This is a genomic window from Psychrobacter sp. NZS113, assembly GCF_015864825.1.
Taxonomy (GTDB): Bacteria; Pseudomonadota; Gammaproteobacteria; order Pseudomonadales; family Moraxellaceae; genus Psychrobacter.
In genome coordinates, this window is record NZ_JADYWL010000010.1 from 37,156 (window position 1) to 51,517 (window position 14,362).

Genomic DNA, 14,362 nt, shown 5'->3' on the forward strand with positions numbered 1-14,362 from the left:
CCTATGCTACCTGTCAATGAACATCAGCGAGCCAAGCCCACACTCCTACGCCGTGTACTAAGCGTACTCATTAGAGCTGCTGTGTTGGTGATGCTATTGTTTATATTAGACAAACTACTGCCAAGTATCAGTCAACAAACACAGTCGTTTGTTGTGTCAAAATGGCAGCAGTTGAGTCTATTGCAGCAAGCACTGCCCACAGAAGACAGTCTACCCTCGCCGTTACCAGAGCAGAATCTAACGGATACTTGGGGCGCTGCGCGTAGCCAAGGCCGCTCGCATGAAGGTATTGATATTTTTGCCGCACGAGGCACACCGATACAATCGACAACGCAAGGTATCGTCCGAAAAGTGGGGGAAAACAATTTGGGTGGTCGCGTGGTGGTCATCGTTGGACCTGGAGGCGCAGGACACTACTATGCACATTTAGAGGACTATGCCGATATTGCTCCCAACGACTGGGTAAATGCTGGCGATATCATTGGCTATGTTGGTGATAGTGGCAATGCAAAAGGCACACCGCCCCATGTCCATTATGGAATATACATAAATGGTAGTGCTGTGAATCCGTATCCATTTTTGCAAAAGAACTAGGGCATATTATCCGTCTATAAGTCAGTAATATTTCTGGTCTTAACTCGTCGGAGCAGATCGAACGTAAGCTGTTGGAAATACCATGCTAAATGTGGAGCCAACCCCTTCTACCGAATCAATTTGCAAGTTGGCCTCATGTTGATACAAGACATGTTTTACAATCGCTAAGCCCAAACCCGTACCACCTGTGGCACGACTACGGCCTTTGTCAATGCGATAAAAACGCTCCGTCAAACGTGCGATATGCTGCGGTGCAATGCCAATACCATTGTCCTCAACAGCAAACTTGCAGCCTTCTGACGTCTTGGTCCAGCTGATAGATATGTTGCCACCTTTTGGGGTATATTTAATGGCATTGATCACCAAGTTGGACAACGCGCTATTTAGGTACATCTCTGAGCCTTGCAGCCCGTCATAAGTATCTATCTGCAAATGAATGGTATGACCATACGATTGGTTATATGCTTGCGCATCATCATAGACATGAGTCAGCAGCTTGGTCATATCAATATATGTCAGCTCATGAGCTTCTTCGATTTCAATACGAGATAACAGGAGCAAGTCATTCACAATTCTATTCATGCGAGCCGTCTGCTGAGTCATTAACTCAAAACCACGACGCCAATGCGGCGGCATATCTGGCTGATGTGAGAAGTTTTCTAAATACCCCATCATGACGGTCAGTGGCGTACGCAATTCATGCGAGACATTCCCGACAAAATCACGGCGCATCTCTTCCAAGTTATGCAATCGTGTCACGTCGTAAATAATGAGCAGCTTTTCATCACCGAAAGGTGTAATTTCACACTTTAGATAGCGCTTAGCATCTCGCCATGATTCTATATGAACACCATCATTAGGTGTCGTGATCGACTGATAATATTGACGGAATTCGGGGGCGCTGATGAAGTCAAAAATGCTTTGGCCTTTATCCATTACTTGCAATAATAGCAAATCCTCTGCCGCTTGATTCCACCACTCTAAACCATCATCGTCATTGAGTAAAATCACCGCATCTCGTAGCGCTTGTACGGCGCTGCTGATTTTTTTAAGTTGACCCGTTGCATTTTGCTCAGAGGTTGGCTCTAATGTGCCCTGTTGATTATTTTCTATTGGCATAGTATTGCTCATCTATTGTCCTTACCACTATTCGCTATATTGAGTCACGATTGCCAAGGCACTTTTATTATCAATTAATTGGGTTCAATAAAGCTAGAAAACCGATAGCCTGTACCACGAACTGTCTGTATCAACTTATCACAGTCATGTGGGCGTAGTAAGGTGCGCAAACGCTTGATATGTACATCAATGGTTCTATCCTCAATATAGACGTTGCCACCCCATACCTGATCTAGCAGTTGTGTCCGCGTATAGGCACGCTCTGGGTGACTCATAAAGAACGCTAATAATCGATACTCAGTGGGGCCAACCTCGATGACTTTGCCTGTGGCTGTCACACGCTGACTCTTTGTATCTAGGCTCAGACTGCCTATTTCGATAGGCTTATCACTACTGAGTGCACTACTACGGCGTAACACTGCTTTGATTCTTGATATCAATTCGCGTGTCGAAAAAGGCTTGGTCATATAGTCATCAGCACCCGCATCAAGGCCGTGAACTTTGCTATCTTCTTCCCCTTTGGCCGTCAGCATAATGACTGGTATCTCAGAGAGCATCTCATCGTTTTTGAGCATTCGGCAAAAATCCACGCCGCTTTTATCTCCGGGCAGCATCCAATCTAACAAAATAAGCGCTGGCCTATGATCGACGACTTGCTGATGCGCCTCTGATACATCAGCTGCCTGCAAGCTATCAAACCCAGCCATTTCTAGTGTCATTACGATCATCTCACGAATCGCAGGTTCATCTTCAACAATCAAAATTTGCTCACTATACATACGGTATTCTCAGCGTTAGATGACGAAACTCAACTTATAAACAAGGCGATAGGCGCTCGCTATATTTTATCTATTAAACGGATTAATTATGACAGCTTAATGACATTTGTTTGAAATGCCTTATCTCTAATATTGAATCCGATTGTTTACTTTACCTCTAATAAAAAATTCAGCGGCCCGTCATTGATGCTCGATACCTGCATATCAGCGCCAAACTGTCCAGTGGCCACATTCATATGTTGAGTTTTGGCATAATCAACCAATTGTGCGAACAACGCCTGTGCCATATCGGGTGCCATTGCACCACCAAAGTCAGGGCGACGACCTTTATCAGTTTTTGCCATCAAAGTGAACTGTGATACTAATAGCAATCCACCGGCTACTTGCTGGACGTTTTTATCTAATTTACCATATTTGGCAGGGTCATCATCATTTTCAAAGATGCGATAAGTCAGAATTTTATCGACCATTCTCTGCGCGCTGTGTAGCGTATCATCATGACCTAAGCCAATATATGCCAACACACCTTGCTCGATGGTACCGACACAATGTTCATCGATGGTAACACTCGCACCCTTCACTCGTTGTATAAGTGCTTTCATTTACTGACTCCTTACAGATTATGCTCATACAATAACATGCTGTCCATGATAAAATGCTGCCACTAACTTGCCCATTAATTATTACATCAAACTCTATTTTGGTAACCTCATTATGAATTTATTCACCACCTTGCAACAGCTTGTCCCGCAGCAGCAGCTAAGTAAAGTTGCAGGCCGTCTAGCCGCAAGTCGCCACCCTTACGTCAAACGTACTTTTATCCGTAGTTTTGCTAAGGCTTACAATGTTAGCTTGGACGAATATGAGCGCCAAAGTCTCAATGCTTATGAAAGCTTCAATGATTTTTTCACTCGTGAACTAAAAGACGATGCTCGCCCTATCGATACCACTGCTGACGGCATCGTCAGCCCTGCGGATGGTATTATCTCTCAACTCGGTCAGATTGACGACCACAAATTACTCCAAGCTAAAGGCCGCTACTACGATGTCGGGCAGCTACTTGCTAATAGCGAAGATGGCCATTATTTTGCTGATGGTAGCTTTGCGACGGTTTATCTAGCACCAAGTAACTATCATCGTGTCCATATGCCATTCGCGGGAACTTTGACTAAGACCCGTTACATACCTGGCACGCTGTTTTCAGTCAACACGACCACTGCAGCTAACATACCTGATTTGTTTGCACGCAATGAGCGTTTGGTTTGTATGTTTGATACTAAGTATGGCAAAGCAGCCGTGGTGATGGTCGGAGCGATGATTGTCGCTGGTATCGAGACGGTAGCGACAGGTAAGATTTCGCGTACTGATGATATCCAAGAAGCCAACCATGACATGAGCTTTGAGAAAGGCGATGAGCTGGGCCGTTTTTACTTAGGCTCAACCGCCATTGTCGTACTACCAAAAGCCGCAAAAGCTGCTTGGCAAGACAGTATGAAGGCCAATAGTGTTGTACAAATGGGACAATTATTGGGCAGTGCCGACACCAAATAAATGTAATACTGACTCACAAAACAAGAGCCGCGAAAAATAAAAGCCCCGTTAAGCGTTATGATTTACGCTTAACGGGGCTTTTTATTGATTACTTTTTACTAATTATTAAAAGTAACGACTCATAACTAAGGCGCTTCAGTATTAAAATATATTCAAAGCACTTTAATATCGAAAATGCTTATGAATAGGATAAGCAAATAGGATATTTTCCTCTTGCGTACCACTACCGATATTATGAATAATCATCGGTGTGCCATCATCAGCTACCTTGTCCGAGACAATGCCTATGTGCGGCAAATTATCTTTTGGCAAACGCCATGACACGATGTCTCCGGCTTGAAAGCTGTCCTTGTCCGTAATCGACAATGTCTGCCCATGACGCTCAAAAAACACTTCGAGATTGGGCACACGGCGGTGATCGATGTTTTTATCTGTCGATTTCAGTCCCCAATTCTTTGGATAGCTTGACCAGTTAGACTTCATGTCATGATTGACCAATTGCTGTAGATCAATGTTTTGCAGACGATACGCTCTGATGATGACATCAGTGCAGACACCACTTTCTATCGGCACATCACCACGCGGAAACTCTAATTTACGATAAGCAGGATCGTAACTGGTGGTAACCCCTATTTGCTTTTTGGCATCGTTCGCCAATTTATTACCACTACTGATAGGGGTCGCGGCTTGAGCCATTTGTGCCAAGCCCAATACACTGACTAAGACCAGTGATGTACATAATGTTCTATAAATTACAGATAATCTCATTTAACAATCTCTTTTTGGTTGAACCAATCACCAGTACTGTAGCACGTGCAAATGATAGCTAAGTTGCAAAATGTTTAAACAATCACGCTGTCCCTTTACAAATCAATCAACCACCCTTGCTGAGTTGCGTATTTGATATTTTCTGATAACCAGTCATGAATGCTAGGAAAGCTGTCTTTAATAAAATCATGTGCACCGCTTACTTGCGAGCGAGTGATACCCAGCTCAATCCATGTTTTTCCTTCAGTATTTAGATTAAGTAAAAAAGGCAATAAACGATCAATCACTTTTAGCAGCTGCGTCTCTTTACTATCGCCCGTCTCTTGCTCTTCCCAAACCTCACTTAAATTTGCAATACCATTACCACGTTCAGCTTGTAACCGAGCAATACCCTCACGCTCTTCTACGTGTGCAGTGCTACGAGTACTGGCATATAAAAAAGTATCACCAGCATCAATCTCACCCAAATCATGTACGAGTGCTAGCTTTAGTAATTTTTCATGATTAACATCCAGTTTAAACTGCTCAGCGATGGACCAACATGCCATAGCCAAATGCCAAGAGTGCTCAGCAGAGTTTTCTAAGCGCGTGGTAGCCGTCACATAGCTGCGGCGATTGACACGTTTGAGCGCATCCAACTCTAATAAAAAATGCGTAACATCATTTATCTCGATGTCTGCAGCGTGCGTTGAATCGGTTAATAAGATAGGTTTGGCTGATACTGCTGGATTAACTACTGACATACTGTTCTCTAGTTTTTCTATGGATTGATTGCGCTTTATCTTACTTATATTAGAAATAAAAATAGCGCTGATTCTATCAAGCGCTATTTTTATAAAAACCATTCAAATATATCTAACTTATAAGTGTAGGCATGATACTAACGGCTTAACTATACGTCATGCCACAATCTACTTAATCAAATTGCTAATCGTTTTAAAGGCAGGGTCTTCACTACTACGGCACAGTTCAAACAAAATAGTTTCGACCGTAGTAATCACGCCACCTGCTCGGCGGATACGGCGAATGGCTTGCTTCTTATCATAAGGAAAGCGTGAGCCAACCGCATCTCCAATGATGACCGGTTGCATACCGTTATCGAGTAAATCCAGTGCGGTTTGTAGCACACAGACATGCGCTTCTACCCCAAATAATAGAACAATGCTGCGATTCTGCTGTGCTAGATAGTGCCATGAGTCATTGTTGTCGCAAGCGCTAAACGTGACTTTCTCAAAGCTTTTGGCATTAGTACCTTCTAATATTTCACGTATCTCCGGCAATGTATCGCCGAGACCTTTTTTATACTGCTCATTGAGCATGATGGGAACATTCAGCGCTTGCAGACCTTTGATGAGCGTCACTGTTTTTTTGACGATACTTTCGTGGTCATAAATATGCGGGGTAAGACGCTCTTGCACATCAATAATCATGGCTTGCGTGTTTTCGCGAGCGATTCGATAGGTACGGTCGGTAATCATAGTAGACATAGCACACTCCTTGTACAACTGACGTTTATAATTCAAATCCGTTTTAGTTATATCATTGTTGAACCAACTCTTATTTAGTCACAGTTTCATGATTGCGTCAATGGAGATAATTCTTAATCATGATACCTATGTTATTTTTGACCTCGCAAATCACTAATTGGCTGAGTATTGAGTTGCCCATAAAAAAACCTCCAGCCATGATGACTAGAGGTTTTATTTATTAGCAAATAGCTGCTTATTGAGTATTCAAACAATTCTGTTCACATCAGTGAGACAATATTAAACACGCTCAATAATAGTAGCGATACCTTGACCAAGACCGATACACATCGTCGCTAGACCGATTTCAGTATCTGACTGCTCCATTGCGTTTAGCAACGTAACCGTGATACGAGCGCCAGAACACCCTAGTGGATGACCCAGTGCAATCGCACCACCATTAATGTTGACGATGTCTTGCTTGTCCGTCAAGTTCAATGCTTTAAGTACTGATAAGCCTTGCGCTGCGAATGCTTCGTTTAGCTCGATGGTTTGCATATCATCGATGCTCATGCCAGCACGCTTAAGTGCTTTTTGAGTCGCAGGTACAGGACCGTAACCCATGATAGCGGCATCACAACCAGCTACTGCCATGCTACGAATACGGGCACGAGGCTTTAGACCTAGCTCCTTGGCTTTTTGTGCGCTCATCACTAGCATTGCAGACGCACCGTCAGATAATGCAGATGACGTTGCAGCAGTAACCGTACCGCCTTTAGGATCAAAGGCTGGACGTAGCTTTTGCATTTGCTCCATGGTCGCATCTGGACGAATCACTTCATCAACAGTACATAGTTGCAAGCGACCAGAAGCATCATGACCTTCGATGCCGATGATTTCATTGTCAAAACGACCTTCAGTGGTCGCAGCCCATGCACGGCGATGAGACTCAAGGCCAAAGGCATCTTGCTCTTCGCGAGTGACGTTATTCATACGACCTAGCATTTCAGCAGTCAAGCCCATCATGTTTGAGGCTTTTGCATAGTGCTTAGAAGCTGCAGGGTTTAGATCAACACCATGCATCATGCCGACATGGCCCATATGCTCAACACCACCGATGATAAAGATATCACCTTGGTTAGTCATGATTTGCGCCGCAGCAGTGTGAAGCGCTTGCATAGAAGAGCCACATAGACGGTTGACCGTTTGGCCACCAGCAGTTTTTGGAATACCAGCTAGCAGACCGATGTTACGACCAATGTTTAGGCCTTGCTCTAGTGTCTGGTTGACACAACCCCAAATGATGTCTTCAACGTCACGTGGGTCAAAGTCATTACGCTCGACCAATGCACGTACCAATTCAGCAGACATGCTATCAGCGCGAACGTGGCGGAACATACCGTTTTTCGTTTTACCCATCGCTGAGCGTACGCCATCTACGATGACCACGTCTTTTGGACTTAAAATTGTCATACTATCTTCCTTTTCAATTTTTATTGTCAGTGGCAGTACCGCAATGCTCACCTATCTAATTTAGAAGGTTAAGGTTACTGATAATAAATTAATTACTAATCATTTTATCGAGCATGTGTACTGCACTTCATCCTAGTAGTGACTGCCTATTATGCTGTCGCGTAAAAGGTCTCGCCCGCTGCTGCCATATCGCGAATCTTTTGCGGGGCTTCATAAGCTTTGCCTAGATATGCGTATTTTTCACACAGTGCCAAGTAGTTCTCTAGACCCATTTGGTCAACATAACGGCAAGGGCCACCGCGGAATGGTGGGAAACCTACGCCCATGATCATTGCCATATCAGCTTCAGCAGGCGTGCTCACGATGTTGTCTTCTAAGCAGCGAACAGTCTCGTTGCAGAATGCAATCATAGTGCGGTCAATGATGGCTTGATCGTCAAATTCTTGCTTTTCGCTATCTGTCGTGGTTTTTAGCAGCTCATAAGTGGCTTCGTCAGCGACTTTCTTTGGCTTGCCGCGTTTGTCCATTTCATACTTATAGAAACCAACACCGTTTTTCTGACCTAGGCGTTTGTTTTCATATAAAAGCTCAATAGCACCTTTATAATCAGGCTTCATGCGATCAGGGAAACCCTCTGCCATGACTTCTGCGCCATGAACACCAGTATCTAGACCGACAACGTCGATTAGATACGCAGGGCCCATTGGCCAGCCGAATTTTTCCATGACTTTATCGACATGAGCAAAGTCAGCACCTTGCTTAAGCAACAAATCAAACGCGCCAAAGTATGGGAACAATACACGGTTTACGAGGAAACCTGGGCAATCGTTAACCACAACTGGCACTTTACCCATTTTAGACGCTAGTGCAACGGTGGTCGCAACGGCTTCTTCAGATGATTTTTCACCGCGGATAACTTCAACCAATGGCATACGGTGTACTGGGTTGAAGAAATGCATACCGACGAAGTTTTCTGGACGCTCAAGGGCTTCAGCCAAGAAAGTAATAGAAATGGTTGAGGTGTTTGACGCTAGGATACAGTCGTCTTTTACTAAGCCTTCTACTTCTTTTAGTACCGCACGCTTCACGTTTGGATTTTCGACTACCGCTTCGATAACGATATCAGTTTCAGCAAAATCACCATAGTTAAGCGTTGGACGGATACGGCTTAAGGTTTCGCCCATTTTTGCTGGGGTCATTTTGCCGCGATCGACCATTTTACCAAGCAATTTGCTGGCTTCACCCATACCAAGGTCTAATTGCTCAGACTTGATGTCTTTCATGATGATTGGCAAGCCTTTGCTGGCTGCTTGATAGGCAATACCGCCACCCATGATACCAGCGCCTAGTACAGCGGCTTCATTGATTTCATGTGCTTTTTTGCTGTGTTGCTTCGCTAACTTTTTAACCAATTGATCGTTTAAGAACAGACCTACCAAACTTTCTGCTTGTGGGGTTTTAGCCGCTTTAGCAAAACCAGCCGCTTCTACTTCGATTGCTTTGTCACGTGGTAAATTCACGTGCTTCTCAATCGCTGCGATCGCTAGCGCTGGTGCTGGGTACTGCTTAGGATTTGCTTTGGCAAAGATCATACCTTTGGCACTGTTGAATGCCATGGCTTGCTCAAGCTGATTTAGCTTAACAGGAACCAGTTTTTCTTCACGTTTTGCTTTCCAATCAAGCTCACCTGAGATACATTTTTTGACCAAGTCAATCGCTGCATCTTGCAAGTCGTCGGCAGGGACCGTCGCATCAACCAAGCCTAGCTTTAATGCTGCCAATGCTTTTTTAGGAGCGCCAGTCGCGATAAGCTCAAGTGCATTATCGATACCGATAATACGCGTACTACGAACCGTACCACCAAAACCTGGGAAGATACCCAATTGAGTTTCTGGTAGACCGATAATCGCTTTGTCGCTCATGACACGGTATTCACAAACCAATGTCATCTCACAACCACCGCCCATGGCAGCACCATTAATAGCAGCAACTTTAGGGAATGGTAGGTCTTCAAAACGATTGAAAGCGTCATTGACATGAACGACCCACTCTTTGATCTCGCTTTCTGACTTCTTAAAAGAACCAACGAATTCTGTGATGTCAGCACCAGCGATAAACACGCCTTTGGCTGAAGTAACGATAAGACCTTTTACGTCGTCCGCTTTTTCTAGCGCGCTAACCGCTTCACCAAACTGCTTATTGGTCTCAGCATCAAATTTGTTCACGCTCTCATTTTCGGCGTTGTACTGCATATTGGCGATGCCATCCTCTAGCATTGTCACCGTGATGCGATTTCCTTGGTATACCATGTGGAACTCCTTTCTATTGTAATAAAAACGATGTAATAAAATTTATGACTTATAAAGTTTATAACTTATAAAGCTACTTTTTAGACTGTAAAAAATAGCCGGTTATTGTTAGTAAAGTAAGTAATAGCACTGATTGATCTGTACTCTCATCATGACAAACAAAAATAACGTCATCATGACAAAAAGCATGGCAGATTAACCAGTGAAGATGTCTTTATTATCTAGCGCTTATCATTGTGTATTTATGGCTATGTGCTCATTATTGTTTCTTTAACACAAATAAATACAGCGCTTCATTTATATAATTTCTTTCAAGGTACTGCTGTTGCAAGTGTTGGTGTTATAAATACTGACTGATATTTGGTTTTATATGAGTTATCCACTTAGTTTAGATACCGGTATAAAACCCATGTTTTCATCATCAGACTATCTCTACGCCAATTAGTGTAGGGGATTATGACCCTCACTGTCACAAGCTAATACCATACTCGCAAGTCACTCTTAAGTCGATAGTAACCCTTTACCTAGTGACAAACGTGCTTTAAGTGAGTAAATGTACACTGAAATACTATTTTGAATTTATGCCGCCTTACTTATTTTCATGTCTACCACCTCAAAGATGATAGACCGTTGATGCGATACGATTAGTGTACTCCGCTTAGCTTGCTCTTTTATCAGAACATATTCAACCAGTGTGTAAAACCATCCGTCCGTAACAAAATCTTGTTGTTATATGTCGGCTGAAGTTAATTTCCTTTCAGACAAATCACGGTATAAAAACGCAAAAAACCATCGATTGTTAGCGTGTCTCACACAAGCACTATAATCGTTCATGCTACACTAACGATAATTTTATTACTCCTCTGATAAATGGTTGGATTATGACTGTTTCTTCTACGCCAAGCGTTATGCCTACTAGCTTTAAGTCTTTTAATCGCTCTGAAAATAGCATCGATAGCAATACCGATAACAGCACCCAGAAATTCCATAGTGCTGTGCGCGCGCAATTGGCGCAAGATATCGACGTGCTGTTTGCTTATGCCGAGCTACCAAACCCATTGTTGGATGCCTGCCGTTATGTGATGACTGGCCAAGGTAAATTGGTACGTCCACTGCTGGTTGCCAGCGCTTTCGCTAATGTGAATGATCATAGTGATAAGAAGAGTGATAATAAGTTTGATAAAAACACTGCAATCAGCGATGACTTAGCGTCACTATTAGAAAACGACTCAGATTATGATATGGCGCGCCGTGCAGCGTTGGCAGTAGAGCTGCTACATACCTATTCGTTGGTGCATGATGACTTGCCCTGTATGGACGATGATGACCTGCGCCGTGGTCAGCCGACGGCTCATATCGTCTTTGATGAAGCGACAGCACTGCTAGCAGGGGATGTGCTACAGACATTAGCCTTTGAAGTATTGACCGCAGAGCTGCCTACCTTTGCGCCATTCGATACGGCGATCGCAAGCCAACTGCTCGCTATATTTGCGCCACGTGCCAGACGTATGGTCTCTGGTCAAATGCTGGATCTCAATGCCGAAGCCAGTGATAGCATTTCACAAACCGATTTAGAAGCCATTCACCGTGACAAAACAGGCGCATTAATTGAAGCGGCCATGCTCATGGGCGGCATCTGTGCTGGCGCGACGGCTCCTCAGCGCATGGCACTACAAGAATGCGCCCAACACATTGGTCTGGCTTTTCAAGTTCAAGACGATATTTTAGATGTGACCACCTCTACCGATACTCTTGGCAAGCCTGCTGGTAGCGATGAAAAACTGGACAAGTCTACCTATGTAAAATTCATGGGCGTTGATAAGGCGACCAGCTATGCGCAATCGCTGTTTAATGACGGACGCGCGGCAATCAGTCGTGAGCTTAGCGACAATCAAAACACTGATGCACTACTGGCATTGATTGAGTGGCTTTGGTCGCGTAAGAAATAGTTTAGCGAATTACAAACGATAAAAGATATCGTAGCAAACCTTATTACCCAAACGGCAGTGAGTGGTCAACATGGACAGTTCCCCTACCCCGCGTATTTATCTTGGCACTGGTGGCTATAGCGATACTGACATGCTCGGTACGCTGTATCCTACTGGCACCAAAAAGACGGACTTTTTATGTGAGTATGCCAAGCAATATGGGGCTGTCGAGATTAACAGCAGCTTTTACGCACCTATCGGGCAAAAAGCCTTTGCTGGTATGGTCAATAAAGCCTACGTGCAAACGGACAGTCAGTTAAAATTTGCTGTCAAGCTGCATCAAGACTTTACTCATGCACGCAAAGGTACTGCCGAACATGCACAAGCATTTCTAAACGCCTTATCTCCGCTTATCGAAGCAAATGCTTTAGCGCCATTATTACTCCAGTTTCCGCATGGTTTTGATCGTACTCGTGAGCATCGTCTCTATCTAGCAGAGCTTGTCAGTTGGTTTCAAGACTACCCACTCACCATTGAGTTTCGTCATAACGCTTGGCACACGCCGCAAGTGGTCGATAGTTTTGTACAGCAAGGTCTCATTTGGTGTAGCGTTGATTACCCCAAAGTCAGCGGTCTACCGCCGTCACGGTTGATATTCACTGAACGCACTGGCTATCTGCGCATGCATGGTAATAATCTAAACTGGTGGGATGCGATGAGCGCAGCTGACCGTCATGACTATCGTTATAGCGAGGCGGAGATGCAGGACTGGGCGCAAGCGATTGCCAATCAGCGTCAGCACTTTGATACGTTGTATATTTTCTTTCAAAACACCGTCAATGCGCATGCTTATTATAATATTGCGATGCTGCGTGAAGCATTATCCGCTCACCACTTTGAGATTTTTTGAACCAGAAACTGTCTTGTGTGATAGTCAGTCATTACTCACACTCAAATAAGAAATCAAACAAGAAACCAAATAAAAAACCATACAAGTAGACAACCATGGATTCACTCAGTCAGATTGTTTTAGGCGCTAGTGTACAAGGTACGATACTGGGTAAATACCAAGGGCGCAAAGCCTATCTATACGGGGCAATGCTGGGCACTTTGCCCGATTTGGATGTCTTAATACATTATCCTGATCCCATCAGTAATATGACCTATCACCGTGGTTTTAGTCATTCACTAATTGTCCTGACAGCAGTTGGCATCGTAGGCGCTTTGCTGATTAGTCGCTATCATGCATGGCGCAACATGCCACTGCCTTACTCTACGACGCGCTTGGCAACGGCTATAACGCTGGCGCTCACGACCCATCCACTTTTAGACAGCTTCACGGTCTATGGCACGCAATTACTGTGGCCACTACAAGAGTCTTTATCGCTGACACCTTTTAGCATTGCGTCAATTTTTATCATCGATCCGCTATATACGTTGCCACTGCTCATCGCAATGATTATAGGGATGATAAAAGGAAGTAAGCTTGGTATTTTTAAAACTGGCATATTAGCCCATTGCCAACGGCTTGCCATGTGGATGTTGGTTATCAGTAGTGGGTATCTGATGCTTTCGTTAGGTCTAAAATATTACGCGCAAGACAAAGCTGAGCAAACCTTAGCAGCTGCCAAAATAGACAATATAGCTCGTATCAAAACTATGCCTGTGCTACCTACTATCCTGATGTGGCGTACGGTCGCTGAAGACGATCAAAATAGATTGATTGAAATGCGCGGTAGCGTTTTAGACAGTCGCTTACCTGAGTATCGCTATCTGACGCAGTATGATAATTCGCAGACGCTACGCGCAAACTTACCAACAGCGAGCCAGCCCTATGCACACAGGCTGGATTGGTTCTCTGGTGATTGGACAGGCTACCGAACTCAAACGATGCTTGATGACTCTATTGAACCGAACAAACAAGACGTCCAGTTGGTCGTTGATGACCTGCGTATGATGGCAGGTGATACCGCATTTTTTAGTTTTGTATTGGCCAATAAAACAGGACAAGCGTTGCCGTGGCAATCTATTACGCCTATAGATGCACCCATTATCAAAGTTGATGGTGAACCTGAAGTATCGCGTATTGAATTGGTGAAACAAGGATTTGCGAGAGTGTTTGATGAGTCGTCTATAGATATAGATAGCGGCTGGGTTTTGATTAATGAGGATTAGTGCTGACCAAGAGTAAAACACATGCTTATTACATACGATCCCTAGAAAGTCATTAAGGAAATTTGGATTTGAGGTGGTATAAGCTGCAAATAAAGAATCCACTTGAAAAATGTTTACAACGTAGCTTATGCTTCATGCTAGCCTAACGTTATAACTGTAGATAACTTATATGATAGATAGGTAATTCATCGAAGGAACTG

Annotated in this window: 13 protein-coding genes; 5 read left to right on the forward strand and 8 right to left on the reverse strand. The window is 43.9% G+C overall.

All coding sequences use genetic code 11. The features are described from left to right. Window positions 1–3 precede the first annotated feature (3 nt). On the forward strand, window positions 4–594 hold the full coding sequence (locus I6E61_RS13240; protein ID WP_197135181.1) for a M23 family metallopeptidase: 591 nt from the start codon (window positions 4–6) through the stop codon (window positions 592–594). A gap of 39 nt (window positions 595–633) precedes the next feature. Here the strand turns inward: I6E61_RS13240 and phoR are convergent, their stop codons facing one another. The 3 genes from phoR to dtd all read right to left on the reverse strand — a co-directional run bounded on the left by phoR (window position 634) and on the right by dtd (window position 3,094). Next, the gene (gene phoR, locus I6E61_RS13245; RefSeq protein ID WP_227685934.1) at window positions 634–1,725 is read right to left on the reverse strand and encodes a phosphate regulon sensor histidine kinase PhoR; all 1,092 of its coding nucleotides are present in this window, start codon (window positions 1,723–1,725) and stop codon (window positions 634–636) included. A gap of 62 nt (window positions 1,726–1,787) precedes the next feature. Continuing rightward, the gene (gene phoB / locus I6E61_RS13250) at window positions 1,788–2,492 is read right to left on the reverse strand and encodes a phosphate regulon transcriptional regulator PhoB (protein WP_194198244.1); all 705 of its coding nucleotides are present in this window, start codon (window positions 2,490–2,492) and stop codon (window positions 1,788–1,790) included. Window positions 2,493–2,638: 146 nt separating this feature from the next. Continuing rightward, a complete protein-coding gene (dtd, locus tag I6E61_RS13255; RefSeq protein WP_197135182.1) occupies window positions 2,639–3,094 on the reverse strand; it encodes a D-aminoacyl-tRNA deacylase in 456 nt (151 codons plus the stop codon). 112 nt (window positions 3,095–3,206) lie between these two features. On the opposite strand from dtd, the gene asd reads away from it, so the two are divergent. Continuing rightward, complete coding sequence (asd, locus tag I6E61_RS13260; RefSeq protein ID WP_197135183.1) at window positions 3,207–4,043, forward strand: archaetidylserine decarboxylase; 837 nt, start codon at window positions 3,207–3,209, stop codon at window positions 4,041–4,043. Window positions 4,044–4,205: 162 nt separating this feature from the next. On the opposite strand, the gene I6E61_RS13265 is transcribed toward asd, so the two are convergent. From I6E61_RS13265 to fadB, 5 genes are all read right to left on the reverse strand, one after another. After that, complete coding sequence (locus tag I6E61_RS13265; RefSeq protein ID WP_197135184.1) at window positions 4,206–4,811, reverse strand: DUF1287 domain-containing protein; 606 nt, start codon at window positions 4,809–4,811, stop codon at window positions 4,206–4,208. A gap of 95 nt (window positions 4,812–4,906) precedes the next feature. Then, window positions 4,907–5,554, reverse strand: coding sequence for an HD family hydrolase (locus tag I6E61_RS13270; protein WP_197135185.1), 648 nt, complete (start codon window positions 5,552–5,554; stop codon window positions 4,907–4,909). Window positions 5,555–5,722: 168 nt separating this feature from the next. Then, window positions 5,723–6,298 (reverse strand): isochorismatase family protein, encoded by a 576-nt coding sequence (locus I6E61_RS13275; protein ID WP_197135186.1) that lies wholly within the window; start codon window positions 6,296–6,298, stop codon window positions 5,723–5,725. A 279-nt stretch (window positions 6,299–6,577) separates the two neighbouring features. Continuing rightward, window positions 6,578–7,750 (reverse strand): acetyl-CoA C-acyltransferase FadA, encoded by a 1,173-nt coding sequence (fadA, locus tag I6E61_RS13280; RefSeq protein ID WP_197135187.1) that lies wholly within the window; start codon window positions 7,748–7,750, stop codon window positions 6,578–6,580. 149 nt (window positions 7,751–7,899) lie between these two features. Then, complete coding sequence (gene fadB / locus I6E61_RS13285; protein ID WP_197135188.1) at window positions 7,900–10,059, reverse strand: fatty acid oxidation complex subunit alpha FadB; 2,160 nt, start codon at window positions 10,057–10,059, stop codon at window positions 7,900–7,902. A gap of 881 nt (window positions 10,060–10,940) precedes the next feature. Here fadB and I6E61_RS13290 point away from each other — a divergent pair. From I6E61_RS13290 to I6E61_RS13300, 3 genes are all read left to right on the forward strand, one after another. After that, complete coding sequence (locus tag I6E61_RS13290) at window positions 10,941–12,008, forward strand: polyprenyl synthetase family protein (RefSeq protein WP_197135189.1); 1,068 nt, start codon at window positions 10,941–10,943, stop codon at window positions 12,006–12,008. A 70-nt stretch (window positions 12,009–12,078) separates the two neighbouring features. Then, on the forward strand, window positions 12,079–12,897 hold the full coding sequence (locus I6E61_RS13295) for a DUF72 domain-containing protein (protein WP_197135190.1): 819 nt from the start codon (window positions 12,079–12,081) through the stop codon (window positions 12,895–12,897). Window positions 12,898–12,992: 95 nt separating this feature from the next. Then, window positions 12,993–14,162, forward strand: coding sequence for a metal-dependent hydrolase (locus tag I6E61_RS13300; RefSeq protein WP_197135191.1), 1,170 nt, complete (start codon window positions 12,993–12,995; stop codon window positions 14,160–14,162). The last annotated feature ends 200 nt before the right edge of the window (window positions 14,163–14,362 follow it).

Coding starts and splice junctions, on each gene's coding strand:
- I6E61_RS13240 (WP_197135181.1), top strand. CDS start 4: ATGCTACCTGTCAATGAACATCAGCGAGCCAAGCCCACACTCCTACGC.
- asd (WP_197135183.1), top strand. CDS start 3,207: ATGAATTTATTCACCACCTTGCAACAGCTTGTCCCGCAGCAGCAGCTA.
- I6E61_RS13275 (WP_197135186.1), bottom strand. CDS start 6,298: ATGTCTACTATGATTACCGACCGTACCTATCGAATCGCTCGCGAAAAC.
- I6E61_RS13300 (WP_197135191.1), top strand. CDS start 12,993: ATGGATTCACTCAGTCAGATTGTTTTAGGCGCTAGTGTACAAGGTACG.
- I6E61_RS13290 (WP_197135189.1), top strand. CDS start 10,941: ATGACTGTTTCTTCTACGCCAAGCGTTATGCCTACTAGCTTTAAGTCT.
- phoB (WP_194198244.1), bottom strand. CDS start 2,492: ATGTATAGTGAGCAAATTTTGATTGTTGAAGATGAACCTGCGATTCGT.
- fadA (WP_197135187.1), bottom strand. CDS start 7,750: ATGACAATTTTAAGTCCAAAAGACGTGGTCATCGTAGATGGCGTACGC.
- phoR (WP_227685934.1), bottom strand. CDS start 1,725: ATGAGCAATACTATGCCAATAGAAAATAATCAACAGGGCACATTAGAG.
- I6E61_RS13295 (WP_197135190.1), top strand. CDS start 12,079: ATGGACAGTTCCCCTACCCCGCGTATTTATCTTGGCACTGGTGGCTAT.
- dtd (WP_197135182.1), bottom strand. CDS start 3,094: ATGAAAGCACTTATACAACGAGTGAAGGGTGCGAGTGTTACCATCGAT.
- fadB (WP_197135188.1), bottom strand. CDS start 10,059: ATGGTATACCAAGGAAATCGCATCACGGTGACAATGCTAGAGGATGGC.
- I6E61_RS13270 (WP_197135185.1), bottom strand. CDS start 5,554: ATGTCAGTAGTTAATCCAGCAGTATCAGCCAAACCTATCTTATTAACC.
- I6E61_RS13265 (WP_197135184.1), bottom strand. CDS start 4,811: ATGAGATTATCTGTAATTTATAGAACATTATGTACATCACTGGTCTTA.